The sequence below is a fragment of the Yersinia enterocolitica genome (assembly GCA_002082245.2).
GTDB lineage: Bacteria > Pseudomonadota > Gammaproteobacteria > Enterobacterales > Enterobacteriaceae > Yersinia > Yersinia enterocolitica_E.
On sequence record NBTC02000002.1, the window covers coordinates 2,626,404 to 2,652,473 of the forward strand.

Here is a 26,070-nt window from a genome sequence, read left to right on the forward strand (position 1 = left end):
ATCATGATACGCAAAGCCTTTGTAATGCAGGTTAACCCTGATGCCCATGCAGAATATCAGCGGCGGCACTCACCCATCTGGCCTGAACTGGAAGCGGTACTGAAAGCCCATGGCGCTCACCACTATTCAATTTTTCTTGATGACACGCGCAATTTGCTATTTGGTTTTGTCGAAATTGAATCAGAAGAGCGCTGGAATGCCGTGGCCCAAACCGCCATTTGCCAGCGCTGGTGGCAACATATGGCCGATGTGATGCCAGCCAACCCTGATAACAGCCCGGTAAGCCAGGCACTACGAGAAGTGTTCTATTTGGCATAGCTCGCCCGATGTGGAGCCTGGCTCCACATCTTTCAGGACGTTGCCAGTCCCTGCACATAGTCTTCAAACACCGGATGACCTATCACCACATCAATAAAACAGCTCAATGCCGGTGAGTTCAACTTACGACTCGGATACACCAGATACAGCTCATTACCTTCAGCCTGCCATTGTGGTAACACCTCCACTAATTGACGGTTTGCCACCACTTCACGGCTTAAAAATGCCGGTAATAGGGTGATACCACCACCCGCCAGGCCACATTCACGGGCATACAGCAGATTATCAGTGACATGCAGCGCAGGTACCTGCCAGCGGTAAAACTCATCTTCACGGCGTAAAATCAGCGCCTGCCAGGCACGGTGGGCAATACAACGGTGAGTATCCAGTTGCCTTGGATGAGTGAGTGGCGGATGCTGTGCCAGATAGGCGGGTGACGCCAACAGATAGCGTGGCGCATAGCCCAATCGGCGGCCAATCAGTGACGAGTCCTGCGGCTTACCGGTGCGCAATGCCACATCAAAGCCCTCTCCGAGACTAACACTTCCAACAGCACATCCGGGTATTGCCGCTGGAAATCTGTTGCCAACCGCGCCAGTAAAGTCGCCCCCAGCCCTGCTGGAGTTGAGATGCGCAAGCGGCCACTGGGGTTATCTTTCAGGCGTTGCAGCGCCAGATCAGCGCGCTCTGCGGCTTGTAGCATCTCCTGACAATGCACTAGATAGCGCTCACCGGCAAAGGTCAGGTTCAGCTGACGGGTGGTTCGATTGAGTAAACGGATACCTAAGTTTTGTTCTAACTGACTGATGCGCTGGCTGACACTGGATTTCGGTAAACCCGCCATTTCAGCGGCGCGGGTAAAGCTGCCACACTCCGCGACTCGTGCAAACAGCGCCATATCCTGAAGTTGTTTAAACATGATTGTTTATCTTAGACGAACACTGCGTTAGTGATTGTCCATCTTATCACCACCACCAAGAAGGTCTAGACTCAATCCATACGCTAAACAGGAGTATTACCATGTCAGTTAAAGCCATTGCGGTGAACCCGCAACAACCCACCGATTTTATTGAAGTCGCTCTGGACCCACTCACTCCCGGTCCGTTTGATTTGCTGGTTGAGGTTAAAGCCGCGTCCATCAATCCGGTTGATACCAAAGTACATGCTGGCCTGAAGAAGAATGGCCTGCAACAGCCGCGAATTCTGGGTTGGGATGCCGCTGGAGTGGTCATCAGCGTCGGTGCGAACGTCACCGAGTTCCGTGCAGGTGATGAAGTGTGGTATGCCGGCGATATCACCCGCCCCGGTAGCAATGCTAACCAACAGTTGGTTGATGCTCGCATCGTGGCCCACAAACCCCGTTCATTCAACTGGGCGCAGGCCGCTGCATTGCCATTAACCGCAATAACTGCGTGGGAAGCGCTGTTTGAACATCTAAAAATTCAGCAAGCCAGTGCCGGACAAAGTTTATTGATCATCGGGGGAGCGGGCGGGGTTGGCTCATTAGCTATTCCCCTGGCGGCATTACGTAGCCCGCTAAAAGTGATAGCAACAGCATCACGGCCAGCATCAGCCGCCTGGTGTCGTGAACGTGGAGCGGACTTGACCGTCGATTATCACCATCTGAAAGCTGAGCTGGCAAAAGAAGGTATTGATAAAGTTGATTATATTCTTTGCCTGAATGACACCGACGGCCACTGGCCCGCCATCAGTGAACTCATCGCGCCATTGGGGCAAATCTGTACCATTGTTGAAAATGAAAAACCGTTGGATCAGAATCAGTTAAAACTCAAAAGTGCCGCCCTGCATTGGGAATTTATGTTCACCCGCAGCATGTTCTCTACCCCGGATATCGCTCAACAAGGGCAAATTTTAAAGCAGGTAAGCCAGTTGGTGGATGAGGGCAAACTGCCAGGCACCTTAAGCGAAACACTGCACGGCCTGACAGTGGAAAACCTACATGCCGCCCACGCGCAAGTTGCAGGCGGGCATATGCAGGGTAAAGTCGTTATTGCTTACTAAATATATTATTAACAGGGCTATTTTATTTGCCATTTTACATTTGGGCAGTGCTCGAAATCCTCACGTAGCCATGATTTACAACGTCATGGTGTACGCTCCGGTTTCTGTGCGCTGTCCGCATGCAAACTGACTGCAACAATCACGCCCTCAGATATCAAATTTTCATCAACCCTATTGTGGTACATCACTCAATAATGAAGGGCGGGCAAGGCGTTGCAGGTCAGCGGCCAGAAGTTGTTGCACCAGTTCGACACAGCGCAGAAAGCGTTCATCATAGTCTGCCGATTCGACGTGAACATATTCGATATTGTTACTGCGCAACATCTGCTCCAGTAAGTTCTGGAAGGATTTGCGGTCACGATCGCTCCCCAGACTGCGCAAACCATCGGCAACCCACGGCGTATTATTTTCCAACAAAATAACCAGATCAAAACGGTATTCGTCAATCAGCGCCTGCACGAAGGGGTGCTCTTTGCCTTCATACTTTTTGCAGAAGGCCTGCGTGGTAACAAAGTCAGTATCGATAAATGCCACTTTGTTGGCGTATTTCACTGCAAAATCCACATACTGTGCCTGCCCCAGCGCGATTTTGTCGTAATCAGAATATTGCAACGCCATCTCATCGCCGCCAAGATGGGAGAAGACATAATCCCGGCCATATTCCCACGCACTGGTAGTATTGAAGATATTGGCTAACTTATTGACCAAAGTGGATTTCCCACTGGATTCACCGCCCAGTATCGCCACAGTACGGACAAAAAATGGCTTCACTTCAGTCGGAATATAGTCCCAGTAACGGAAAGGGTCACGGCGGATCTGGCGACCACTGATCTTCATAAATGAGCGCTGTGGATCAATCAGGATGGTTTCGATGCCAAATTGCTCGTTGTAATGCGGCGCATCCTGGCTTTCGCTGGAATAAATAAAATTCGGAACAATGCCTTTTTCATTCATAAAGCTCTTTACGCCATGGCTCCACACATCCCAGCCATGGGGGTACGGCTCGATACCGTGCTCATCAAACGAATGAATATGGATATTTTTCTGATATTTAAAGGTTTGTAACAACCAGCGCAAACGGTCACTGACCGTCGGTTGCTGTGACATCGAACTGTTCTCAAACAGCTCACGATCGCGTGGCTCATCGAAACAAAGAATGATGTGCAACTCGTCAACCTGGCTACAGGCGCGCTGGATTAAATAGATATGGCCGGTATGCAGCGGATAAAATTTACCAAACACCACGCCGACTTTTTTCTCACGGCGGGGAAACTCCAGCCCGAGGAAACGGTGCAGAGCTTCAAGCTTTTGCGCACTGGGGCTTTTGATTTTGTCGTTGAGTAGCTGGCTTAAATAACCTTTGGTCATGCCGTTGCATTCGGCCACTTGCTGTAAGGTGCAACCCTTTTGCTTAATTGCTGTTTTGAGATAGTCGAATTGCAGCATACCGCCTCCTTGTTTAGTGCGCTAAACAAAAATAACACAGTATGTCGCAAGATGAACACGACTAAATTAGCGGTTATAAATCCTCTAACACCGCCAACGCATCAGCCAATTTCTTCACCCCGAACACCTGCATATTGGGCAGGGGCTTCTTCGGCATATTGGCATACGGCACGATAGCGCGTTTAAAACCGTGTTTGGCCGCCTCAGAGATACGCTCTTGACCACTGGGTACTGGGCGAATTTCACCGGCTAGCCCTACCTCACCAAATACCACTAAATCCTGTGGCAGCGGGCGGTCACGCAAGCTGGATACTAGCGACATCAGCAATGCCAGATCAGCACTGGTTTCTGTCACTTTCACCCCACCCACCACATTGACGAACACATCTTGGTCCGACATCTGTAACCCGCCATGGCGATGCAATACCGCCAACAAGATTGCCAGCCGGTTCTGTTCCAGACCGACCGCCACCCGACGTGGGTTGGACATCATTGAGTGATCGACCAGCGCCTGAATCTCTACCAGCAGCGGGCGAGTCCCTTCCCATACCACCATCACCGAGCTACCAGCAGTGACTTCATCCCCACGGCTGAGGAAAATCGCCGACGGGTTGCTAACTTCACGCAAGCCCTGTTCGGTCATAGCAAATACACCTAACTCATTCACCGCACCAAAGCGGTTTTTGTGGCTACGCAGCGTACGGAAACGAGTATCACCGTCACCATCAAGCATCACAGAGCAGTCAATACAGTGCTCCAGCACTTTCGGCCCGGCCAGTGAACCATCTTTCGTCACATGGCCCACCATGATAATGGCAACACCCCGGGTTTTGGCAAAACGGGTCAGGTAGGCGGCCGTTTCGCGCACTTGGGCCACGCTGCCCGGCGACGACTGAATATCCGCCATATGCATCACCTGAATGGAGTCGATCACCATCAAGCGCGGCTGCTCTTGCTCAGCAATCAAGCAAATTTGCTCTATACTGGTTTCCGACAGCATATTGAGGCCCGCTGTAGGCAACCCCAAACGATGCGCACGCATCGCCACCTGCTGCAACGACTCTTCGCCAGTGACATACAGGGTTTTCATGTTTTCAGACAGCTTGCAGAGCGTTTGCAACAGTAAGGTACTTTTCCCCGCGCCGGGGTTACCACCAATCAGAATGGCACTGCCCGGCACTACACCACCACCTAGCACCCGATCAAACTCAAGAAAGCCCGTTGAAAAGCGCGGTAGTTCGTCCAGACTGATATCTGACAGCTTCTGTACCCGGCTGACGCCTGCATCACCGGCATAGCCACCAAAACGCTCATTGCGCGACGACGACGAGGTTGCCGCCGCCAGCCTGATTTCGGTAATGGTATTCCAGGCATTACAGGCACTGCACTGCCCCTGCCAACGAGGATAATCGGCACCACACTCATTACAGACAAATGCTCGTTTTGGCGCTTTAGCCACGGTTCACCTCAATTTAATTAGCTCACACCTGCCTGAGCCCCAAATTACCTAATAAGCGTAATTGTTGCAGGCAGTTTGAGTGCAGACAGCGCGCAGAAATCGGAGCGTACACCATGACGTTGTAAATCATGGCGACGTGAGGATTTTATTCGCTACGCTCCCCCTACGGGCCGCCCTTAAGTGCGTTCAAAATGGCAAATAAAATAGCCTATTTCATCGTTCTTCGTGCTTCAGACTGCCGGTCAAAATGCAAAGAACACTCAGCAAATCACCGTGGCGGATCGCCACTTTCGCTTTGGCATACACCTTCGGCTTTGCATGGAAAGCCAGCCCTAAACCGGCGGCTTGCATCATTTTCAGGTCATTGGCGCCATCGCCGATAGCCACTGTTTGAGCAATAGGGATATTGAGTTTTTCCGCCAACTTGAGCAGGGTATCGGCTTTATATTGTGCATCGACAATCGGCCCTAACACTTTGCCGGTCAGCTTGCCGTCTTTGATTTCAAGTTCATTAGCTGCCACATCGACCAGACGCAGTTTGTCGCGCAGATATTCAGCGTAATAAGTAAAACCACCGGAGGCGATCGCCACATGCCAATCTAATGCCTGAAGCTTACGGACCAGGCTGGTCAGCCCCGGCATCAATGGCAGTTGGTCACGTACCTGTTTTAAGATATTGGCATCCGCCCCTTTCAGGGTGGCAACCCGCTGGCGCAGGCTGGCGGCGAAGTCCAGTTCACCTTGCATGGCGCGTTCGGTGACGGCAGCCACTTCTTCGCCGACACCGGCGAGTTTGGCAATCTCATCAATACATTCGATTTGGATGGCAGTTGAATCCATATCCATCACCAGCAGGCCCGGGGTACGCAAATGCGGGATAGCTCCCAGAGGGGCGACATCAAGACCGTTTTCATCCGCTAACGTTTTAATCCGTGGGGTTAAACTGCCGGCCAAACGGATGACCTGATAATCCTCCACACACCAGGCGGAGACAATCACCATGGCGGCACCCAATTGGCCCTGAAAACCCGTAATACGCTGTTTATCCAGCTTTCTACCGTACAGTAGCCAACCTGTATGACCGGCACGATAATCCAGCGGCATGACCTCATCACCACTGAGCGAAAGTGGCAGACCTGGCCATTGATAGATCTCCGCGGGGAGATCGCAATAGGTCAGACTATTAGACATGAATGACTCCTGTAGAAAACGGGGTAAAGACCAGACAAAAGGACGCATCAAGCTATCCTATCGCCCTTGCTTCTGGCAACATATACCCTAAATAATTCGAGTTGCGGGAAGGCGGCAAACGAAATAATCCCGATAAACTTACATCAGTAAGTGATTCGGGTTATTGAGAGTAGCCAACGCACATGCGGCTTGAAGTATGACGGGTATAAAGTCACCGATTCTTGCAAGGAACCTGCATGGCTAAGGCCAAACTAAAATTCCGACTGCACCGTACGGCTATTGTGCTGATTTGCTTGGCATTATTAGTCTTGCTGATGCAAGGTGCATCCTATTTCAGCCTCAGTCATCAACTCGCTCGTTCGGAACAAGTTGAAGAGCTGGCGAAAACACTGGCAAAACAAGTCACTTTCAGCCTCGCCCCCATCATGGACAGTGGGGATGATGATATCGACAGCCAAAAAGTTGACGAAATTCTCCAGCAACTGACGCAATCAAGCCGCGTATTGGATGCCAGTGTATATCAAATTGACGGAACGCTGGTCGCCAGCGCTGGAGAGAACGTAAAAGTACGTGATCGACTGGCTTTGGATGGTAAACGCCCCGGCAGCTATTTCAACCACCAGATTGTCGAGCTGATCCCCGGGAAAAGCGGGCCAAGCGGCTTTCTGCGTATGACGCTGGACACCCATGTGCTGGCGACGGAATCCAAGCAAGTGGATAATACCACCAATTTGCTGCGCTTGATGATTCTCGTCGCACTGGCGGTGGGGATCATTCTGGCTCGCACTCTGCTGCAAGGTCGCCGCAGCCGTTGGCAGCAATCACCTTATCTGCTCACCGCCAATACGCCGGTCAAAGAAGATGAGGATGAAACACCTGAGACACCTGAGACACCTGCCAGTCAGGCAGATGCAGATAAAAAGACGGGCGATAAATAATACTGCGGATAGATATTATGCCATGCGCTCAATTAGCGTGGTGAGAGAAAGCAGTTTTCCCTGCATCTGTCGGGCAATAAGTTTGAATTCATTACTGATGTTCGAGTGATCTATCACCTGTTGCCAGAATATATTTGCCAGTTGCTGTGCGCGTTGCCAGTGCAGCTTGCTGATATCAGCAGATAAAGAGATTTCCGGCACGTTGTGGCGCATATTCCCCGTACTCGTCGGGGCAAATGCCATTGGCAGCATATCGTAAACTGGCGCTAATGATAGTGGTGTGTTCTCAGGATGCAGAAAGGAAAGGTTACCTTGGTGCATATCGGTATTGGCGATTAATTTACCAAATGCCCAGATAACGTTGACCTGCTCTAATGCCGGCGCGGCCAGTAATCCTTTATCGACTAATTGTTGGCAAACTTGTGGCCAACTGGCAACTGGGTTGCCAACAAATTCGGCATTAACCGCCTCTAAAGAAACTATCCCTAAACGGCCACGCTGCCCGCAGCGATCAAATCGCTCTACCTCAAGGAATATTTGCCTACCAACCCCCTGTAAAACCTGACTTATGGCCGCTTTATAACCCCTATTATTCAAGGTGTTAAGTGCAAGCGACTCAGATATCAGTAGGTCACCCCAGCGCCGACTATTGGCGTTTTGTGAAGAGGCAGAAAATTTGACAATAACATAAGACGAAGGCCGATCCAGATACCCTGCATAACAAGTAAATTTCGGTTGTTCGCCGCCCGCAGAAGAACCGACCATTTCACCCGCCAGAGCCTTTTGAGAAAGTTCTGCATAACGAGATAACTTATCTACCGGATCGATAGGTATCGCATCAGGTGCTGCTAACCAATGTTGATAACTTTGTTGTCCAATCAATATATTGCCATTCATATCATCGGCCTGACGTGACAGTGCTAATAAGATATGGTCTTCATTCCACAAACGAACGTCATCGGTGAGCTGTAACTTACCTGCAACTGACTTCCCCCAAATCCGCCCGAGAAACCCCTGAGGCCGCATATCAGTCAAATACCACGGCAAGCTATCAAATAGCTGCCATGTATCAGATGCCAGTTGATGTACACAGCACATTTCAGCCGGATGGATAGGATAGAGCATCGCGAAATGGGTTACATGACCCTGTTCATCGATACGATATAGCGGAAATGCATGCTCTCTGGCACTATCTCCAGCAATGTACCGCCGCAAGGCATATTGGGTTGCTTTACCTTTACCTATTTTCAGCACCCTCTCTTTTAACCTGCTTAATTGCCGGGAAACAGTGGGTTGACTGATTGCCATAGCTTGCGCCAGATAACTCGCCGTCGCCGGGTTTTGGCGTAATAACGTTTCCAGAGAGAGCATGTGAATAGATTCATGAATAGAATGATGAATAGATTTATAGCGCTAATTATCTGATGTGTAAAGAAACCTATTTTTTCTGGCAGATTTTATGAATAGATTCAGCGGCAGAAATCGCTGCCGCTGAATAGAGGGAAGCAGAGACGGGATTACTTCTGATCGCCCAACAACACCGATTCTAATGCAATTTCAATCATGTCATTGAAGGTGGTCTGGCGCTCCGCAGCGGTGGTTTGCTCACCGGTACGGATATGGTCAGAAACAGTACAGATGGTCAGGGCTTTAGCACCGAACTCCGCGGCAACGCCGTAGATACCGGCCGCTTCCATTTCCACGCCCAGAATGCCGTATTTTTCCATCACATCAAACATTTGCGGGTCTGGCGTGTAGAACAGGTCAGCAGAGAAGAGGTTACCTACACGGACGTCGATACCTTTCGCTTTTGCCGCATCCACTGCATTGCGGGTCATTTCAAAGTCAGCAATCGCTGCATAGTCGTGATCTTTAAAGCGCATACGGTTTACTTTGGAGTCGGTACAAGCCCCCATGCCGATCACCACATCACGCAGTTTCACATCGGCGCGAACCGCACCACATGAACCGACACGAATGATTTTTTTCACGCCAAAATCAGTGATCAGTTCTTTGGCGTAAATGGAGCAGGACGGGATACCCATACCGTGGCCCATTACAGAGATTTTGCGGCCTTTATAAGTACCGGTGAAGCCCAACATGCCACGCACATTGTTCACTTCGCGCACGTCTTGCAGGAAGGTTTCGGCGATAAATTTCGCACGCAGTGGATCCCCTGGCATTAATACAACGTCAGCGAAATCACCCATTTCAGCATTAATATGTGGCGTTGCCATAATCACTTTCCTTAAAAATCAGAGAATTAAAATTTATATTACTGAGCTGTTTTTAAGTTTGAACTACTTTGCACAGTTCAGAGAAAATCAGCCATCGCCAGCGTAGATGAGCACCGACAGTTTAGGCACGGCCAGCGCACAGCCCCCGGAGCGTACACGCAGTACGTGAGGAGGGCGAGCACTGCCCGGGTTCAAAATGGCACGCTCAGCTTAGCTGAATGACTTAAAGCATATTCTTACCGTAATCCATTGGGGATAGATTGAAATATGTCGCTACCGTCTGCCCAATATCAGCAAAGGTCTCACGATGCCCCAGCGATCCCGGTTTGACTTTCGGGCCGTAAACCAAGACCGGAATGTGCTCACGGGTATGGTCAGTGCCCGGCCAGGTTGGGTCACAACCGTGGTCAGCCGTCAGGATCATGATGTCATCCTCTTTTACCAGCGCCATCAACTCAGGCAGGCGGCGGTCGAACAGTTCCAATGCAGCAGCATAACCAGCAACGTCGCGACGGTGACCGTAAGAAGAGTCAAAATCCACAAAGTTAGTGAACACGATAGTGTTATCACCGGCTTTCTTCATTTCTTCTATCGTGGCATCAAATAGCGCATCCAGACCGGTGGCTTTCACTTTCTGAGTGATACCCACATGCGCATAGATATCGGCGATTTTACCGATAGAAACCACTTCCCCCCCCTTCTCATCCACCAGTTTTTTCAACATGGTTGGCGCTGGCGGTTCAACGGCCAGATCATGGCGGTTACCGGTGCGTTGGAAGTTACCCGGCTTGTCACCAATAAACGGACGCGCAATCACACGGCCAATATTGTAGCCACCTTCGGTCAGTTCTTCGCGGGCAATTTCACACAGCTCATACAAGCGATCCAGGCCAAAAGTTTCTTCGTGGCAGGCAATCTGGAACACCGAGTCCGCCGAGGTATAGAAAATCGGTTTGCCGGTTTTCATATGCTCTTCACCCAATTGGTCAAGGATAACGGTCCCACTTGAGTGACAGTTACCCAGATAACCCGGCAGGTTGGCCCGTTTTACCAGTTTATCCAACAGTTCCTGTGGGAAACTGTTTTCGACATCACTGAAGTAACCCCAGTCAAACAGCACCGGCACCCCCGCAATCTCCCAGTGGCCTGACGGTGTATCTTTACCGGAGGATAACTCACTGGCATAACCATAGGCACCAATGATGTCTGCATTCTTATCCAGCCCAACTGGGAATTTACCGGTGGACTCTTCGGCAGCTTTACCCAACCCTAAACGACTCAAGTTTGGCAGCGTCAATGGGCCACTACGACCAACGTTAGCTTCACCACGGGCGCAGACCTCAGCAATGTGGCCCAGTGTATCGGCCCCTTGGTCACCAAATTTGTTAGCATCGGCGCTGGCACCAATACCAAATGAGTCCAATACCATAATAAATGTACGTTTCATTATTTTCTCCTGCGTGGGTTCACGCTCTGGGGCAGCTACGTTCATTTGCTCCCCCATGTAATTAATCTGTTTTTGCTAACATTTGCCGTCGAAAGCAAATAGCGTCAATAACAAAAGTATGGCGTTTATTCAGTAATACGGCGATAGATAACCGGTGTTTCTTCCGGCGCTTTGTCACCCAAGGTGATCGCCGCACGTAGTGCGTCTGCTGCCTGCTGCCAGTCGTCTTCGTTATTGGCATGAATCACCGCTAATGGCTGCTGGCCATCAACACCAGTCCCCAGACGTGCCATTTCAGTGATACCAACACTGTAATCAATAGGATCAGTTGCCCGCCGACGACCACCGCCGAGGGAAACCACCGCCATACCCAGCGCACGGGTATCCATCGCGGTAACAATGCCGGCTCGTTCAGCAAAGACCGGTTTGCTCAGCGTGGCTACCGGCAGGTAGCTGTCATAGCGCTCAACGAAATCACTTGGGCCTTTTTGCGCCGCCACCATGCGACCAAAGAGTTCTGCTGCTTTACCGTTATCCAGCACCGCCTGTAACTTGGATCTGGCGTCAGCATCATCTTGCGCCAAACCACCTGATAACAGCATCTCAACGCACAGCGCCATCGTCACTTCTAACAAGCGTGGATTACGATATTCACCCGTCAGGAAGCGCACCGCTTCTCGCACTTCAACCGCATTACCGGCGCTGGAAGCCAACACCTGATTCATATCAGTCAATAGTGCCGTCGTTTTACAACCCGCGCCGTTAGCCACACTGACAATGGCCTGTGCTAAATCGGCAGATAGTTGATATGTCGGCATAAAAGCACCAGAACCCACCTTCACATCCATCACCAACGCATCCAGCCCCTCAGCCAGTTTCTTCGCCAAAATAGAAGCGGTAATCAGTGGAATGGAATCTACAGTGGCGGTGATATCACGGGTAGCGTAGAAACGTTTATCTGCCGGTGCTAATGAGCTGGTTTGACCAATGATGGCGACACCGACGTCCTGAATGATTTTACGGAACGCATTATCATCGGGGAAAATATCAAAACCGGGTATAGCTTCCAGTTTGTCCAAGGTTCCGCCGGTATGGCCCAAGCCACGGCCAGAAATCATCGGCACATAGCCACCACAGGCTGCGACCATCGGGCCGAGCATCAGTGATGTCACATCACCCACGCCACCGGTAGAGTGTTTATCCACGATGGGGCCGTTTAGATTAAGGCTCTGCCAGTTGAGCACCGTGCCAGAATCACGCATTGCCATAGTAAGTGCCACGCGCTCCGGCATGCTCATGTCATGGAAATAGATGGTCATCGCCAAAGCAGCAATCTGCCCTTCGGAAACCACATTGTCGCGGATCCCATTGATAAAGAAACGAATCTCTTCTTCGCTCAGTGGCTGACCGTCGCGTTTTTTACGGATAATTTCTTGTGCCAGAAACACAGCATCCCCCTGACCTAAATAAGGATAAAAGCCGCACGGCAGGCTAGTCGCCCGCAGCGCATCGGCTAAACTCAATGATTGCGATAATGATTAGTAACCGCTACTTTTGCTATCACTCTGATGGCCCAGCGTGGTTAATAAGCTGGCTAACAGACTGGATGCGCCAAAGCGGAAGTGGCGGGCGTCGGCCCAACCCTCACCCATCAATTGATCGGCCAGTTGCAGGAATTGCGCGGCATCTTCGGCAGTACGTACTCCGCCCGCTGGCTTAAAGCCGACGGTTTTACCCACACCTAAATCACGGATAGTGCTCATCATAATACCCGCACTTTCCAATGTGGCATTGACCGGCACTTTACCGGTGGAGGTTTTGATGAAATCCGCGCCAGCTTTAATAGCAATTTCAGAGGCTTGACGGATCAAGTGCTCTTGCTTTAACTCACCGGTCTCTATGATTACTTTCAGTAATACATTCGCGGCAGCGCAGGCTTCTTTGCACTCTTTTACTAATTCGAAGCCGACCTTATCATTACCCGCCATTAAGGCGCGGTAAGGGAAAACCACATCCACTTCATCAGCACCATAGGCAATGGCGGCACGGGTTTCGGCCAGTGCAATAGCAATATCATCATTGCCATGTGGGAAGTTGGTCACTGTCGCAATACGGATTTCAGGGGTACCCTGCTCGCGCAACGTTTTACGCGCAATAGGAATAAAGCGGGGATAAATACAGATTGCCGCCGTGTTACCGGCAGGGCTTTTTGCCTGATGACACAACGCGATAACCTTATCGTCGGTATCGTCGTCATTCAGGGTGGTTAAATCCATCAAACTCAGTGCGCGTTTGGCATAATCGTTAAGATTCGCGCAGGCGGTTAAATCGGTCATAAAACTCTCCAACACTATTTCAGCCCCAGCACTTTGCCAGAACTGAGCATCTATTTATGAGCGGACAAAGAGACCGTACCGGTACCTTTGGTGATTAAAAGTCCCTCTCAGTAGGCGTAATTGTTGCAGTCAGGCAAATAACATAGCCCTAATGAGAAGGTTCTAAGCTCAATACGTTGGCGAGCGGACTTGGTTCCTTGAAGATAGCCCCTATGGGTGGCAATTGAGATCCATCTCACCGCACTAACTACTTGGTCATTGCTTACATCACTGATGCAATGAGACTCCATACACACTTTAGGCTTTCATTCCGAAAGCCAATAACACTATTTGAACACGTTATCGGCAGCTTAGGTGTGTTCAATTTCACACTAATCAATAGTAACTTGTAACGAGACGGAATTATATGTGATTAGGGTCACAAAATAACCTAATTTATAGCTTTCTGACCACGATACGCTCACTCGCTTCAAGAATAGCCTATGGGCAGGAATACGCAGTATTGTAGGCCTGAACCATAAAAAATTAAGCGTCAGCGGCGCAGACAGTTTGGGTGCGGACAGCGCGCAGGGACTGGAGCGTACACGAAGTAGGTGACAAGTCCCGAGCACTGCCCAATCCCAAAATGGCAAGTCAAGCTAGCCTAATTATAATGCCAGGAAGAAACCGGCGATCGTCGCACTCATCAGATTCGACAATGTGCCTGCTGCTACCGCTTTCAGGCCGAAACGCGCGATATCGTGACGGCGGTTTGGGGCCATGCTACCCAAGCCACCCAATAAGATGGCAACAGATGACAAGTTGGCAAAACCACACAGCGCGAAGGAAATAATAGCCTTAGTGTGCTCGGAAAGAACCTGTAAACCCGCGGCTTTGACTAACTCTTCTGCCTGGAGATACTGACCGAAATTCATAAATGCTACGAATTCGTTAACGATAATCTTCTGGCCGATAAATGAACCAGCCACCATCGCTTCACTCCATGGGATGCCTATCAAGTAAGCAATCGGCGAGAATATCCAACCCAGAATCAACTCTAGCGAAAGTTGTGGATAATCAAACCAGCCACCAATCCCACCCAGAATACCATTGAGCAGAGCAATCAAGGCGATAAAGGCCAGCAGCATTGCCCCTACATTCAATGCCAGTTGCATGCCGGAAGCCGCGCCAGATGCCGCTGCATCAATAACGTTAGCCGGGCGTTCATCTTCAGCAATCAAGGTTGTAGCATCAACGTTATCGTGCGTTTTTTCGGTTTCTGGCACCATCAGTTTAGCAAACAGTAACCCACCCGGTGCTGCCATAAAGGAAGCAGCAATCAGATATTCCAATGGTACCCCCATTTGCGCATAACCAGCCAATACTGAACCGGCAACGGAAGCTAAACCGCCGCACATTACCGCAAACAGTTCAGATTGGGTCATGGTGGCAATATAAGGGCGCACCACTAACGGCGCTTCAGTTTGGCCAACAAAGATATTAGCTGTGGCAGAAAGGGATTCAGTACGTGAAGTGCCCAGCAACTTTTGTAAACCGCCGCCCAATACCTTAATAACGATTTGCATGATGCCAAGGTAATACAGAACGGCAATCAATGATGAGAAGAATACAATTACTGGTAATACTCGCAGGGCGAATACAAAGCCGCCACCACCAAAAACTTCAAACATTTTGTCAGAAACCAAACCGCCAAAAATAAATGAAATCCCCTCATTACCGTAGGCGATAACGTTAGCGACTCCTTCTGACATACCGCCCAGAATGCGGCGCCCGATGGGCACATATAATACCAGCGCACCAATAGCGATCTGGATAATAAATGCACCAACAACAGTGCGGATATTAATCGCCCTATAATTACTTGAAAGAAGTACGGCTATTAATATCAGTACTGCCATTCCAACCAGACTCATTAGCATGTCGCTATCCCTAATAGTGAAATCATTAATTAAATTGAAATAATTTTCGGGGGATTATACCGACATGAAGGCGCTATCAAATAATCTCTGTCACAAATAAACACAACTAAAAGCAACCGAATCAACGTAAGTGTGACGATAGTCACATTAAAAAGCGAAAATAAAGAGATCACACAAATTATTAGTATGGTTTGTATATTCCCGGAGGTGATTTAAAGTGGGCAGCTATCGGCGGGCGGTAATCGGAACAAACGTTGACTATTCGCTAACAACTGGCTGGCAATCTGTTGTGGCGCTTCAGAGCGTAGCTGACACAACACGCTGAACACATCAGCAGCCCGCTCGGGCCGGTTTGGCTGCCCCTGAAAACCGGCTAACGGCATATCTGGCGCGTCGGTTTCCAGCAGTAATGCGGAAAGAGGCAATGCGGCCATGACACTCCGGGTTTTCTGTGCCCGCACATAAGTAATGGTCCCACCCACACCAATATAATAACCCAAGCGAATAAATGCCTGCGCCTGCGCCAGGCTACCGGCGAAACCATGTACAACACCGGTGCGCGGCAACGCCGTTTTACGCAGCACCGAGGCTAATTGGTCATGGGAACGGCGAGAATGCAGAATAACGGGGAGATCATGCTGTTTAGCCAACTTAAGTTGGGCCTGCAATAGCGCCAACTGGCGTGGTAACTGCGGCTCATCCATATAAAGATCCAGGCCAATTTCCCCCACGGCCACCAGCTTGTGAGTTTTGTTCGCCAGATAGGATACCAGTGTCGCCAAATCGGCCTCTTGATGTTGAGCGATATAAAGTGGATGCATGCCGAGTGCGGCAAAAAGGGGTGGATAGTTCGCAGCCAAGGCTAAAATACGGGGAAAATAAGCAGCACCCACCGCAGGAACAATCAATTGCCTGACATTCGCCTGAGCCGCAGTGACTAAACTGGCCGCTTCAGCACCACTGAATGGAGGGAAATCAAAGTGACAGTGGGTATCGATAAAATAAGCTTTATCGCTAAAATTCACTATCTGCTCACTCACTTCTACCATTAGACGGTATCACCTTTGTTTTTTGCCACACTGGCAGGCAAAATTATCTCTACTGGCAAGGGCTTTCTATTGGTATTCGTCGGAATAATCAACCCATTGTCACTCACACTCATCTGAGCCGGTAGGCCATAGTGAGTGGCGGTCACTGAATCCGCTGGTGTAATGATATCCGGCGTTTGAGTAATATCAAATGAAGAGTCATCAGTATCAATTAGCTCTGCCATATCATCTGGTTGATTAATATCTTGTGGCTGAATGATACGACGTGAAAGTGAAATCGAGGTTTTCTCCCCATTGATTCCAGCCTGATCCCGTTGATCTTGCGGTAATAGCCAGTGCCCGACGGTAGCCAAAAAATAGCGACCACAACGGCGGCCTAAATGATAATCACGATTTAGTGCCGCGACCCGGCTCCCCAGTGCATTACTGGCAAGTGGCTTAGGCGGAAAAATTTCGAAAATACGCAGGTCACCGGGCGGCTTTTCAATAAATTGCTGAATACGGTGATAGCTCTGCTCATGTTGCTGCATAATCCGCACCAGTTGTTGCAAACTGCTTTCACTCAGCCAATGTTCCATCCGCTTCATCCATTGCGGCGTGTAATAGGCCTGCGACGGTACAGTCCGAATCACCACAATAGTATCAGCGCCACGGCGGTAGGCTTCCTCCACCGGGATGGCATCACTGATGCCACCATCCTGATAACTGATCCCCCCCAAATCTACCCCCTGACGGTATAAACCAGGGATAGCACTGGACGCTTTAATGGTCGGCAGCCAGCTTTCTCGAGTGGGGGAAATATAGGTGGGTTCAAAATCATCACTACGGCAGGCACACATTAAGAATTCACGGCCATTGCGTAAATGCTCTTCAGCATGATCCATGGCCAGAGGCAACTGCTGGGATGTGATATCCACCAACCAGTCGAGATCAATTAAGTGGCCACCACGCACAAAACGTAATGGGTTAAAGAAATTAGCGGTGGTGGTGTAGCGGGTTATGACGCGGCGAGCGTAACCGGGTTGACCGCAGATAAAGGCAGATAGATTTTGTGCACCGGCAGAGGTGCCAATCATCAGATCAAAAGGGTTAAAGCGGGCGCGTTGAAATTCATCCAGCACACCGGCTGTAAAAATTCCCCGCTGCCCGCCTCCCTCACAAACCAACGCCATTTTTCCGGGTTGGTATGGTTTATAGGCGAGTGGCTCAATATTACCGAGCGTGATAGGTATTCTGTATCCCACCATCTATCCTTAATTCGTTACAACAGGTGCCGAGGATACCCCGTCTTACCCTTTGCTGTAACCCTCTCGCCTGACTAAAGGCGCTTACGGCCTGTAAACAGACTGATGAGGAATAGGACAATACCCACTACGAAGACGACTTTTGCGGCCCAGGCTGCCGTACCAGCTAGCCCACCAAAACCTAATGCCGCAGCGATTAAAGCAATAATCAAAAATATAATGCCCCAGCGAAACATAAGCCTCTCCTTCCCGTTTTAAAAAATGGCTTTCTACCCGTCATACTTCAAGCCGCAGGAGTGTTAGCTGCACTCAATCACCCGAATCACTTACTTGAGTAAGCTCATCGGTACTCACTCGCTTGCCGCCTTCCTGCAACTCGAATTATTTAGGGTATGTAAACTCGCGTTCAAAAATCACTCTTTAACAGTAGCGTATTTGACAGAAGTCGTATTATTTGGATTTGTGGATGAGTTATTTGGCTGACAAACTTATTAACGGGTATCCCGTGGGTTATTTTATTTCCCCACGAAATACCCATCAGCCGATAATAATTAAGGTTTGATACTCAGATCATTTTTAACGCTTTTCACGCCATCAACGGCTTTAGCAATACTTTCAGCACGTTCGGACTGAGCTTTATTCTCAACACTACCTGATAACTGCACCACACCTTCGGTGGTTTCTACTTTCACTTTACGTGAGGGTACGATGTCATCAGCCAGCAATTTGGCTTTGATTGAACTGGTTGTTGCAGCATCGCCAGCATATTCACTGACTGATTGTGATTTCTGGTCTTTCACATGCAGCTTATCGCTGACAGATTTAACGCCTTCAACGTTTCCGGCAATTTCAACGGCAGTTTCAGCTTCAGCCTGAGAAGTCACAAAACCAGTCAGAGTGACCACACCATGGTTGGTTTCAACAGAGATATCAGTGCTTTTAAGAGATTTCTCTTCCAACAGAGCGCTTTTCACTTTAGCTGTCGCAGCGCTGTCACCCATGTAGTTATCGACTTTCTTCATGGAGCTATCGAGTTTCGCGCCGGTGCTGTCTACTACGTTGTTTGTCTTATTGAGCATGGTGTCTTCAGCGAACACGCTACCACTCATAAGTGCAGTACCTAAGACAATAGCCATCATTGAACGGGCAAATTTTGTATTTGTCATCGATTTCTTCCTTTGTCGTTATAAACCGTAAAGGGTTATGAAACTTAACTTGTTATAACACCCAAACTTACGGATTTTACGCCACCCAGAGAGGTGACCAGTTGATGAATACTTTACGATTACTACAGGTTATTTGACCTAAAATTGATGCACGTCAATCCTGCGTGTACCTATAAAGATAGAGCATCTCAGAATAAATACAGTCGGAATCGCCCTAAAGCCGGATTTTTATGATTAAGTAGGAGTTATCCTAAGGAGGAAATAGTGAAGACAATTAATGAATCGGGGTACCCTGTACCCCGATAGAGTGCGGCTTGGCGGGTGATTAATGTTCGCGAGTTTTACGGAAATTCACTTCCGGGTAACGTTCTTGCGTAATATTAAGATTTACCATCGTTGGGGCGATATAGCTCAAGTTATCACCACCATCTAATGCCAGATTAACCTCATTCTTACGTTTAAACTCTTCGAACTTCTTCACGTCATCACATTCAACCCAACGGGCAGTAGAGACGTTAACTGATTCATACACCGCTTCCACGTTGTATTCACTTTTCAGTCGTGAAGAGACCACTTCAAACTGTAGAACACCGACTGCGCCAACAATCAAATCGTTGTTGGTCAACGGGCGGAACACTTGCACCGCACCCTCTTCTGACAACTGAACCAGACCTTTTAGCAACTGCTTCTGTTTCAATGGATCACGCAGGCGAATGCGGCGGAACAATTCAGGGGCAAAGTTCGGTATGCCGGTGAACTTCATATCTTCACCCTGGGTGAAGGTATCGCCAATTTGAATGGTACCGTGGTTATGCAAGCCAATGATATCGCCAGCAAAAGCTTCTTCTACATGAGAACGGTCACCAGCCATAAAGGTCAGTGCGTCTGAAATTACTACGTCTTTCTTGGTTCGCACCTGACGCAGTTTCATCCCTTTCTCAAAACGGCCAGAAACCACCCGCATAAAGGCAACACGGTCACGGTGTTTCGGATCCATATTTGCCTGAATTTTGAAAACAAAACCGGTAAATTTGGGTTCAGCAGCAACCACTTCACGGGTATCGGTTTTACGTGGCATCGGGGCCGGAGCCCATTCAACCAAGCCATCCAACATATGATCGACGCCGAAGTTACCCAAAGCGGTACCGAAGAACACCGGCGTTAAGTCACCAGACAAGAAAGCATCATGCTCGAATTCATGAGAAGCCCCCTGTACCAGCTCCAGTTCCTGACGGAACTGTTTAGCCAAGTCCTCACCTACCGCTGCATCCAAGTCTGGGTTATTCAGCCCTTTGACGATGCGCACTTCCTGAATGGTGTGGCCTTTACCCGTCTGATAGAGATACGTTTCATCTTTATAAAGGTGGTAAACCCCTTTAAACAACTTACCGCAACCAATCGGCCAGGTGATTGGTGAACAAGCAATTTTCAGCTCACGTTCCACTTCATCCAGCACTTCCATCGGATCACGAATATCGCGGTCCAATTTGTTCATAAAAGTGAGGATTGGTGTATCACGCAGACGAGTTACTTCCATCAGCTTACGGGTTCGATCTTCAACCCCTTTTGCCGCGTCAATCACCATCAGACAGCAGTCCACGGCGGTCAGAGTACGGTAAGTGTCCTCGGAGAAGTCTTCATGCCCCGGGGTATCGAGTAAGTTAACCAGACAACCGCCATACGGAAATTGCATCACCGAGGTGGTGATGGAGATCCCGCGTTGCTTTTCCATTTCCATCCAGTCTGATTTGGCATGATGGCTTGAGCCACGGCCTTTTACCGTACCGGCGGTCTGAATTGCGTGTCCGAACAACAACACTTTTTCGGTAATGGTGGTTTTACCGGCATCGGGGTGGGAAATGATCGCGAAAGTACGTCTTTTCGCGACTTCCAGTGCGTATTCACTTGGAGACATAATTTGAGATTTCTACTTTTAAGCCGCCCTGCTCTGGGCCTCATATCCTATTGATATGCGGGTCAGGCAAAGCGAGGCATTGATTGTGGCGCTATACCCTGCTTATTGGAAATTGCAGCAGGCTTAGCGGCAACTCCTATCACGTCGGGTATAAGTGGCTATAGCGCGGTATTTTCTCTGATTTATGCGAGATAGACAATTTATTCGAGACAAACAGTCGTTATTCAAGACAAACAGTCATTATTCACGACTGACAATCGGCAAAACGGGGCTATCCCATCGGCAGCGCCATCATAATGGCATCTTCACGCCCATCGGCACTTGGGTAATAGTTGCGCCGCACAGAAACCTCGTTAAAGCCTAAGCTCTCATAGAGGGCGATAGCCCGTGCGTTTGAAGCCCGCACCTCAAGCCAGAGAGTGACGATATCACGTGTTGCCAACTGCTCAATCAGATGTTCAAGCAGTAAACGGCCATACCCCTGTCGCTGATAGTGCGGATCGATGGCGATATTAAACAGCGTCGCTTCATCCAACACCATTTGGGTAATGGCGAAACCGACCATTTGTTGACTGACACTCAACTTAAAATTGAGATAGCGCTCCCCTTGGTTACTGACCAGGGTTTTTTCCGTCCACGGGAAAGCGTGGCTGGCTTGCTCAATTTTGTACGCTGTGGCCAGATCGGCTGGCGTCAGGATAGAAATCTGCTTCATGGTGACAAATCTGCTGCCAAAGTGCGCGCTTAGCGCTCGCGTCTTGATAAAGTCCGGCCAATGCCGGGCTGTGTAACTGCGCGCCAGCGACCGCAAGCGGTTCACTGATGCCCAATCGCCAACTGTTGCACTGCGTATCTTCCGGCAACATTGCAACCCTGTCCGGCGTCAGTGCATAAGCCTGACGCGGCGTGAGACCCAAGCTGTGCAACACATCACACAACAGGGGATCATCATATTCAGGAAGCAGGTGTGCCACAATCAGCAGTCGGGTATCTTCGGGTAAACGAACTGCGATTTCACCCTGCAAGACGGCCGGGCGGCGCAATGTCCACTGCGTAATGCCTAGCTGTTGTAACAGCAAGTCTCGTCTTGATGCCATGCCATTTCCTGTCAGAGCGACCCGTATTTCGACGCTATGCTAGCAAACCCATCGAACATGCGCCAACAAACCTCTATAATCCCCGATCATATTATTAAGGAGCCAAAGACTGATGTCAGCATTAACCCCAGCCAGTGAAGTGATACTGCGCCATAGTGATGAATTTATAGCCCGCCATGTGTTGTTTGCCGGTGATTTACAAGATGCACTGCCAGCGCAGTTTGATGCAGCCGGGGTACGGGTTCATACCAATCAATATCACCACTGGCAATTACTGAGCAATACGCTGGAAGAGAATGTGCAATTCGGTCTTTTGGCCACTGCCGACATGGTGGCTAACTGCGATACGCTGGTTTATTACTGGCCGAAAAGCAAACAGGAAGCCCAGTTCCAATTGGCTAATCTCCTTTCGTTATTGCCTGTCGGCACCGATATTTTTGTGGTGGGTGAGAACCGTAGTGGCGTGCGCAGTGCAGAAGAAATGTTATCTGAATTTGCGCAGTTGACTAAAATCGACAGCGCCCGCCGTTGCGGTCTGTACCATGGCCGGTTGGATAAACAGCCGGAATTTGATGCCGATGCCTGGTGGGAAAGTTACCAGGTGGGCGATGTGACAGTTAAAACATTGCCTGGCGTATTCAGCCGTGACTCGCTGGACTCCGGCAGCCATCTGTTACTGTCTACGTTCAGTGAGCCATTTAAAGGCAATGTGCTGGATGTCGGCTGTGGTGCAGGTGTGCTGGCCTCTGTATTGGCGCAGCAATCACCTAAAATCAAATGGACCCTGAGTGATGTCTCTGCGGCCGCTATTGAAGCCAGCCGAGCAACATTAGCGGCGAATAACATCGACGCGCAGGTGATTGCCAGCAATGTCTATTCCGACATTAAAGGCCGCTTCGAGATGATTATTTCGAATCCACCGTTCCATGATGGTATTCAAACCAGCCTGACTGCGGCGGAATTGTTGATCCGCGGCGCAACAGCTCACCTGCATGTCGGTGGTAAATTGCGGATAGTGGCGAACTCCTTCCTGCCTTACCCTGCACTGCTGGATGCGGCATTTGGCAGCCATGAAGTGCTGGCCCAGAATGGCCGTTTTAAGGTGTATCAGGCAACTGTCGGGCGTGCGCCACGAGACTCCAAGAAAAAACGTTAAAACTAGGCGTTAAGATGGGCCATCCCTTCCGCGCCGTAGCGTTCACCCGCTGCGGCATGGAACGGGAATACTGCATCCAGTGCTGCCAGCTCTTGCGGGCTGAGTGCCAGATCGAGTGCCGCCAGATTCTCTTCCAGATAAGCACGCCGTTTGGTCCCAGGGATTGGGACAATATATTTCCCCTGCGCCAATACCCAGGCCAGCGCCAGTTGAGAGGGTTTAACCCCTTTCGCGCGCGCCATTTCCACCACCGCATCGGCTAATACCAGATTCATGGCAAAATTATCCCCCTGAAAACGCGGGTTATGACGGCGAAAATCATCAGCAGCCAGATCTTCCGGGCGGCGTAACGCTCCGGTCAAAAAACCGCGCCCCAGAGGGCTATAAGCCACAAAACCCACACCTAACCGTTCGCAGGTCGCCAATACAGAGGATTCCACATCTCGTGTCCAAAGTGAGTATTCACTCTGTACTGCGGTAATTGGATGCACCTGATGGGCCTTCTCTAATGTTGCCGCTGAGACTTCACTCAAACCGATATAACGTATTTTACCGGCAGTGACCAAATCAGCCAGAGTGCCAATCACATCTTCAACCGGTACACTCGGGTCGCCACGATGCTGGTAATAAAGGTCAATAACATCAACACCCAACCGCTTCAGGCTACCGTCAACAGACTTACGAATATAATCAGGCTGGCTACTGACGCCCCGCACTGTCGGGTCAGTCGGATCACGTACAATACCAAATTTAGTGGCCAGAAAGACCTGATCACGTTTGCCTTTAATGGCGCGTCCAACCAACTCCTCATTGGTAAACGGGCCATACATGTCAGCGGTATCGAGTAAAGTCACCCCCAACTCCAGCGCGCGATGTAACGTCGCAATGGATTCATTCACGTCCTGATTGGTGGAGTAAAAGTCACTCATCCCCATGCAGCCAAGCCCCAGCGCTGAGACTAGCGGGCCATTCGAACCTAATTGACGTTGTTGCATTGTGATATTCCCCGTTAATGATGTCGGAAGAAAGTGTGGTTGTTTAGCGAGGAAAGATAAATAATGCAGATTGCTCATTACTGTTCAAAAAACACCAACAATGGACGAGTGCAATCATGGACCAAATACAAGCTATGCGGATATTTGTCCGTATTGTTGAATTAGGTAGCTTCAGTCGCGCGGCGGAGAAACTACAATTGCCCCGTGCAACGGTCAGCCATACCTTAAAACGGTTAGAGCAGCGCTTAGGCGTGCGTTTATTGGTGCGCACCACCCGGCAAGTGAATATCACCGCGGAAGGCACACTGTATTACCAGCGTTGCTTGCAATTACTGTCGGCGTTTGAAGAGGCTGACTCGCTGTTCAGCCATCAGCGGCTGCAACCGGAAGGGAAAGTACGCATTGATATGCCACATTCGCTAGCCCGCAATGTGGTTATCCCCGCACTAAATGACTTTTATCAGCGTTATCCCCATATCACGCTGATTCTCGGCGCGAATGACAGTACCATTGACCTGATGCGTGAAGGTGTCGATTGTGTTTTGCGTGCATGGCTGCCCCATGATGAACAATTAGCAGCACGTAATATTGGTCAGCAACCACAGATAACCTGTGCGTCACCAGCTTATCTCGCCAGATATGGTGTTCCACAGTCCCTCGACGACCTGGCCGGCCATCAAGCGGTGGGGTATTTCTCACAGATGAATGGCCGTGATTACCCATTAGAATTTGTTTATCAGGGGAAAGTTGAAAGCCGCACATTACCTGGTATCTTGAGTGTCAATGGTGCCGATGCTTATATCGCAGCCGGTGTCGCAGGCCTAGGATTGATTCAAGCTCCCACGCCAGGTATTCAGAGCCAATTAACCCAAGGCGAACTGATTGAGGTGTTGCCCCACTGTCCACCACCGGCCATGTCGCTGTTTATTATGTTCCCTGCGGGGCGTTTTCTTGCCCCTAGAGTAAGAGTGCTGATTGACTGGCTGATTGAACTGTTTTCCGATTATCCACAGTTATCACCAACACAACCAAGCGGGCGTTAAAAACTAAAAATACTTCTGTAATCAAATCAATTGCTCAACATATGATGCTTTTTACAGCAAACGTCCCGCTTAGGGGAAATAAGTATTGACCTGAACGCGAAAATCTCTAGAATTCGCCTCCGTAGTTGCTTTATAAAAGTGATGTTCCGGTACGCGATGGTGGCGGAATTGGTAGACGCGCTAGCTTCAGGTGTTAGTGTTCTTACGGACGTGAGGGTTCAAGTCCCTCCCTTCGCACCAAACATACTTTTCTTGGCGATTCGTAGTATATCCCCAAAGTAATTGGTATTGCAGGCAGCAAACAAACCCAGATAGGCTTACTCCGGTAAGTGATTGAGGTTTAATAGCCTGTGGCTTCAAGTACGAGGGGAGATTTATATTGCACAGCACATGCGATGGTGGCGGAATTGGTAGACGCGCTAGCTTCAGGTGTTAGTGTTCTTACGGACGTGAGGGTTCAAGTCCCTCCCTTCGCACCAAGCTGGTGATATAAATCCTAAGCTTTACTTTTTTAAGATATACCCAAAATAATTCGAATTGCAGAAAGGCGGCAAACGAGTGAACTCCCAAGAGCTTACACCAGTAAGTGACTGGGGTGAACAAAGGCAGCCAACGCACATGTAGTTTGAAGTATGACGGATATAGCAGTAAGAAATCATTTGGGCGATGGTGGCGGAATTGGTAGACGCGCTAGCTTCAGGTGTTAGTGTTCTTACGGACGTGAGGGTTCAAGTCCCTCCCTTCGCACCACAATGATTTCAAAAGCACAGTAATACCTCTCTTCTGGCAAGACCCCTTCCTAAAATACACGTAAATACCTGTAATACAGAAAATTCAGCCAATGCTATTGGGTTCAATGCATCCCACTGTGCATTAACACCGCCATCAGTCCACCCAACAGCGCCAGACATGATGGCAGCAATAAGAAATGCCGTAACCGCGCGTGATACAACATGCTAACCGTGGCTAGCATGGCGAGCACAATCAGGATACGTAACTGACCGACGGTGATATCAGCCCATCCCAAAACCGGTAGTAAAGCAAAAGGCAGCAATATTCCCCAACCACTAGACATACCACGGCTCAATAACC

At 49.6% G+C, this 26,070-nt stretch carries 24 protein-coding genes, 3 tRNA genes and 3 pseudogenes; 9 read left to right on the plus strand and 21 right to left on the minus strand.

What is annotated here, in order from left to right; all coding sequences use genetic code 11:
- Positions 1–3: 3 nt before the first annotated feature.
- Entirely contained in the window at positions 4–318 is a 315-nt protein-coding gene (rhaM, locus tag A6J66_013435; GenBank protein PNM25099.1) for an L-rhamnose mutarotase, read from the plus strand.
- Positions 319–350: 32 nt separating this feature from the next.
- Here rhaM and A6J66_013440 read toward each other — a convergent pair.
- Positions 351–1,237: pseudogene (locus tag A6J66_013440) on the minus strand (LysR family transcriptional regulator).
- A 101-nt stretch (positions 1,238–1,338) separates the two neighbouring features.
- Between A6J66_013440 and A6J66_013445 the strand changes: the two are divergent.
- On the plus strand, positions 1,339–2,340 hold the full coding sequence (locus A6J66_013445) for a zinc-binding alcohol dehydrogenase family protein (GenBank protein PNM25100.1): 1,002 nt from the start codon (positions 1,339–1,341) through the stop codon (positions 2,338–2,340).
- Positions 2,341–2,511: 171 nt separating this feature from the next.
- On the opposite strand, the gene A6J66_013450 is transcribed toward A6J66_013445, so the two are convergent.
- The 4 genes and pseudogenes from A6J66_013450 to A6J66_013465 all read right to left on the minus strand — a co-directional run bounded on the left by A6J66_013450 (position 2,512) and on the right by A6J66_013465 (position 6,620).
- Positions 2,512–3,786: a multifunctional transcriptional regulator/nicotinamide-nucleotide adenylyltransferase/ribosylnicotinamide kinase NadR gene (locus A6J66_013450; protein ID PNM25101.1), complete on the minus strand. Its 1,275-nt coding sequence runs from the start codon at positions 3,784–3,786 to the stop codon at positions 2,512–2,514.
- Between the two features lie 73 nt (positions 3,787–3,859).
- Positions 3,860–5,245, minus strand: a complete 1,386-nt coding sequence (locus tag A6J66_013455; protein PNM25102.1) for a DNA repair protein RadA — start codon at positions 5,243–5,245, stop codon at positions 3,860–3,862.
- Between the two features lie 213 nt (positions 5,246–5,458).
- On the minus strand, positions 5,459–6,436 hold the full coding sequence (gene serB / locus A6J66_013460) for a phosphoserine phosphatase SerB (protein ID PNM25103.1): 978 nt from the start codon (positions 6,434–6,436) through the stop codon (positions 5,459–5,461).
- 76 nt (positions 6,437–6,512) lie between these two features.
- A pseudogene (locus A6J66_013465) lies at positions 6,513–6,620 on the minus strand (type I methionyl aminopeptidase).
- Positions 6,621–6,672: 52 nt separating this feature from the next.
- Here A6J66_013465 and A6J66_013470 point away from each other — a divergent pair.
- Positions 6,673–7,374, plus strand: coding sequence for a hypothetical protein (locus A6J66_013470; GenBank protein ID PNM25104.1), 702 nt, complete (start codon positions 6,673–6,675; stop codon positions 7,372–7,374).
- 15 nt (positions 7,375–7,389) lie between these two features.
- On the opposite strand, the gene A6J66_013475 is transcribed toward A6J66_013470, so the two are convergent.
- The 10 genes from A6J66_013475 to A6J66_013520 all read right to left on the minus strand — a co-directional run bounded on the left by A6J66_013475 (position 7,390) and on the right by A6J66_013520 (position 17,842).
- On the minus strand, positions 7,390–8,745 hold the full coding sequence (locus A6J66_013475) for a type II toxin-antitoxin system HipA family toxin (GenBank protein ID PNM25105.1): 1,356 nt from the start codon (positions 8,743–8,745) through the stop codon (positions 7,390–7,392).
- A 146-nt stretch (positions 8,746–8,891) separates the two neighbouring features.
- Positions 8,892–9,611, minus strand: coding sequence for a purine-nucleoside phosphorylase (deoD, locus tag A6J66_013480; GenBank protein ID PNM25106.1), 720 nt, complete (start codon positions 9,609–9,611; stop codon positions 8,892–8,894).
- 87 nt (positions 9,612–9,698) lie between these two features.
- Positions 9,699–9,806, minus strand: a complete 108-nt coding sequence (locus A6J66_013485; GenBank protein PNM25107.1) for a DNA metabolism protein — start codon at positions 9,804–9,806, stop codon at positions 9,699–9,701.
- A gap of 28 nt (positions 9,807–9,834) precedes the next feature.
- Entirely contained in the window at positions 9,835–11,058 is a 1,224-nt protein-coding gene (deoB, locus tag A6J66_013490; GenBank protein ID PNM25108.1) for a phosphopentomutase, read from the minus strand.
- Positions 11,059–11,183: 125 nt separating this feature from the next.
- Complete coding sequence (deoA, locus tag A6J66_013495; GenBank protein ID PNM25109.1) at positions 11,184–12,506, minus strand: thymidine phosphorylase; 1,323 nt, start codon at positions 12,504–12,506, stop codon at positions 11,184–11,186.
- A gap of 90 nt (positions 12,507–12,596) precedes the next feature.
- Positions 12,597–13,394, minus strand: a complete 798-nt coding sequence (locus A6J66_013500; protein ID PNM25110.1) for a deoxyribose-phosphate aldolase — start codon at positions 13,392–13,394, stop codon at positions 12,597–12,599.
- 647 nt (positions 13,395–14,041) lie between these two features.
- Complete coding sequence (locus A6J66_013505; GenBank protein ID PNM25111.1) at positions 14,042–15,313, minus strand: NupC/NupG family nucleoside CNT transporter; 1,272 nt, start codon at positions 15,311–15,313, stop codon at positions 14,042–14,044.
- Positions 15,314–15,525: 212 nt separating this feature from the next.
- Entirely contained in the window at positions 15,526–16,362 is an 837-nt protein-coding gene (locus A6J66_013510) for a metal-dependent hydrolase (protein ID PNM25112.1), read from the minus strand.
- Positions 16,362–17,609 (minus strand): patatin family protein, encoded by a 1,248-nt coding sequence (locus tag A6J66_013515; protein PNM25113.1) that lies wholly within the window; start codon positions 17,607–17,609, stop codon positions 16,362–16,364. The genes A6J66_013510 and A6J66_013515 overlap by 1 nt, the downstream gene beginning before the upstream one ends.
- Before the next feature lie 71 nt (positions 17,610–17,680).
- Positions 17,681–17,842: a DUF1328 domain-containing protein gene (locus tag A6J66_013520; GenBank protein PNM25114.1), complete on the minus strand. Its 162-nt coding sequence runs from the start codon at positions 17,840–17,842 to the stop codon at positions 17,681–17,683.
- A gap of 77 nt (positions 17,843–17,919) precedes the next feature.
- Here A6J66_013520 and A6J66_013525 point away from each other — a divergent pair.
- Positions 17,920–18,030 (plus strand): annotated as a pseudogene (locus A6J66_013525) (methionine aminopeptidase).
- A gap of 127 nt (positions 18,031–18,157) precedes the next feature.
- On the opposite strand, the gene A6J66_013530 reads toward A6J66_013525, so the two are convergent.
- The 4 genes from A6J66_013530 to A6J66_013545 form a co-directional block, all read right to left on the minus strand.
- Positions 18,158–18,772, minus strand: coding sequence for a molecular chaperone OsmY (locus A6J66_013530; GenBank protein PNM25115.1), 615 nt, complete (start codon positions 18,770–18,772; stop codon positions 18,158–18,160).
- 325 nt (positions 18,773–19,097) lie between these two features.
- Complete coding sequence (gene prfC, locus A6J66_013535) at positions 19,098–20,687, minus strand: peptide chain release factor 3 (GenBank protein PNM25116.1); 1,590 nt, start codon at positions 20,685–20,687, stop codon at positions 19,098–19,100.
- Between the two features lie 271 nt (positions 20,688–20,958).
- A complete protein-coding gene (locus tag A6J66_013540; GenBank protein PNM25117.1) occupies positions 20,959–21,402 on the minus strand; it encodes a ribosomal-protein-alanine N-acetyltransferase in 444 nt (147 codons plus the stop codon).
- The gene (locus tag A6J66_013545) at positions 21,347–21,784 is read right to left on the minus strand and encodes a DNA polymerase III subunit psi (GenBank protein PNM25118.1); all 438 of its coding nucleotides are present in this window, start codon (positions 21,782–21,784) and stop codon (positions 21,347–21,349) included. The genes A6J66_013540 and A6J66_013545 overlap by 56 nt, the downstream gene beginning before the upstream one ends.
- A gap of 112 nt (positions 21,785–21,896) precedes the next feature.
- Between A6J66_013545 and A6J66_013550 the strand changes: the two genes are divergently transcribed.
- A complete protein-coding gene (locus A6J66_013550) occupies positions 21,897–22,940 on the plus strand; it encodes a 16S rRNA (guanine(1207)-N(2))-methyltransferase RsmC (GenBank protein PNM25119.1) in 1,044 nt (347 codons plus the stop codon).
- Positions 22,941–22,942: 2 nt separating this feature from the next.
- Here A6J66_013550 and A6J66_013555 read toward each other — a convergent pair whose 3' ends face one another.
- Positions 22,943–23,935, minus strand: a complete 993-nt coding sequence (locus A6J66_013555; protein ID PNM25120.1) for an aldo/keto reductase — start codon at positions 23,933–23,935, stop codon at positions 22,943–22,945.
- 116 nt (positions 23,936–24,051) lie between these two features.
- Between A6J66_013555 and A6J66_013560 the strand changes: the two genes are divergently transcribed.
- The 4 genes from A6J66_013560 to A6J66_013575 all read left to right on the plus strand — a co-directional run bounded on the left by A6J66_013560 (position 24,052) and on the right by A6J66_013575 (position 25,728).
- Complete coding sequence (locus A6J66_013560; protein PNM25121.1) at positions 24,052–24,978, plus strand: LysR family transcriptional regulator; 927 nt, start codon at positions 24,052–24,054, stop codon at positions 24,976–24,978.
- A 153-nt stretch (positions 24,979–25,131) separates the two neighbouring features.
- Positions 25,132–25,218, plus strand: a tRNA-Leu gene (locus tag A6J66_013565).
- Between the two features lie 152 nt (positions 25,219–25,370).
- A tRNA-Leu gene (locus A6J66_013570) sits at positions 25,371–25,457 on the plus strand.
- A gap of 184 nt (positions 25,458–25,641) precedes the next feature.
- Positions 25,642–25,728, plus strand: a tRNA-Leu gene (locus A6J66_013575).
- 103 nt (positions 25,729–25,831) lie between these two features.
- Here A6J66_013575 and A6J66_013580 read toward each other — a convergent pair.
- Positions 25,832–26,065 carry a DUF1435 domain-containing protein gene (locus A6J66_013580; GenBank protein PNM25122.1) on the minus strand — a complete coding sequence of 78 codons (234 nt, stop codon included), beginning with the start codon at positions 26,063–26,065 and terminating at the stop codon, positions 25,832–25,834.
- Between the last annotated feature and the right edge of the window lie 5 nt (positions 26,066–26,070).

Bases quoted from the DNA above. Each gene is read 5' to 3' on its own strand.
- rhaM (PNM25099.1), top strand. From the start codon at position 4: ATGATACGCAAAGCCTTTGTAATGCAGGTTAACCCTGATGCCCATGCA.
- A6J66_013445 (PNM25100.1), top strand. From the start codon at position 1,339: ATGTCAGTTAAAGCCATTGCGGTGAACCCGCAACAACCCACCGATTTT.
- A6J66_013450 (PNM25101.1), bottom strand. From the start codon at position 3,786: ATGCTGCAATTCGACTATCTCAAAACAGCAATTAAGCAAAAGGGTTGC.
- serB (PNM25103.1), bottom strand. From the start codon at position 6,436: ATGTCTAATAGTCTGACCTATTGCGATCTCCCCGCGGAGATCTATCAA.
- A6J66_013470 (PNM25104.1), top strand. From the start codon at position 6,673: ATGGCTAAGGCCAAACTAAAATTCCGACTGCACCGTACGGCTATTGTG.
- A6J66_013475 (PNM25105.1), bottom strand. From the start codon at position 8,745: ATGCTCTCTCTGGAAACGTTATTACGCCAAAACCCGGCGACGGCGAGT.
- deoD (PNM25106.1), bottom strand. From the start codon at position 9,611: ATGGCAACGCCACATATTAATGCTGAAATGGGTGATTTCGCTGACGTT.
- deoB (PNM25108.1), bottom strand. From the start codon at position 11,058: ATGAAACGTACATTTATTATGGTATTGGACTCATTTGGTATTGGTGCC.
- A6J66_013500 (PNM25110.1), bottom strand. From the start codon at position 13,394: ATGACCGATTTAACCGCCTGCGCGAATCTTAACGATTATGCCAAACGC.
- A6J66_013505 (PNM25111.1), bottom strand. From the start codon at position 15,313: ATGCTAATGAGTCTGGTTGGAATGGCAGTACTGATATTAATAGCCGTA.
- A6J66_013510 (PNM25112.1), bottom strand. From the start codon at position 16,362: ATGGTAGAAGTGAGTGAGCAGATAGTGAATTTTAGCGATAAAGCTTAT.
- A6J66_013515 (PNM25113.1), bottom strand. From the start codon at position 17,609: ATGGTGGGATACAGAATACCTATCACGCTCGGTAATATTGAGCCACTC.
- A6J66_013520 (PNM25114.1), bottom strand. From the start codon at position 17,842: ATGTTTCGCTGGGGCATTATATTTTTGATTATTGCTTTAATCGCTGCG.
- A6J66_013530 (PNM25115.1), bottom strand. From the start codon at position 18,772: ATGACAAATACAAAATTTGCCCGTTCAATGATGGCTATTGTCTTAGGT.
- prfC (PNM25116.1), bottom strand. From the start codon at position 20,687: ATGTCTCCAAGTGAATACGCACTGGAAGTCGCGAAAAGACGTACTTTC.
- A6J66_013540 (PNM25117.1), bottom strand. From the start codon at position 21,402: ATGAAGCAGATTTCTATCCTGACGCCAGCCGATCTGGCCACAGCGTAC.
- A6J66_013545 (PNM25118.1), bottom strand. From the start codon at position 21,784: ATGGCATCAAGACGAGACTTGCTGTTACAACAGCTAGGCATTACGCAG.
- A6J66_013550 (PNM25119.1), top strand. From the start codon at position 21,897: ATGTCAGCATTAACCCCAGCCAGTGAAGTGATACTGCGCCATAGTGAT.
- A6J66_013555 (PNM25120.1), bottom strand. From the start codon at position 23,935: ATGCAACAACGTCAATTAGGTTCGAATGGCCCGCTAGTCTCAGCGCTG.
- A6J66_013560 (PNM25121.1), top strand. From the start codon at position 24,052: ATGGACCAAATACAAGCTATGCGGATATTTGTCCGTATTGTTGAATTA.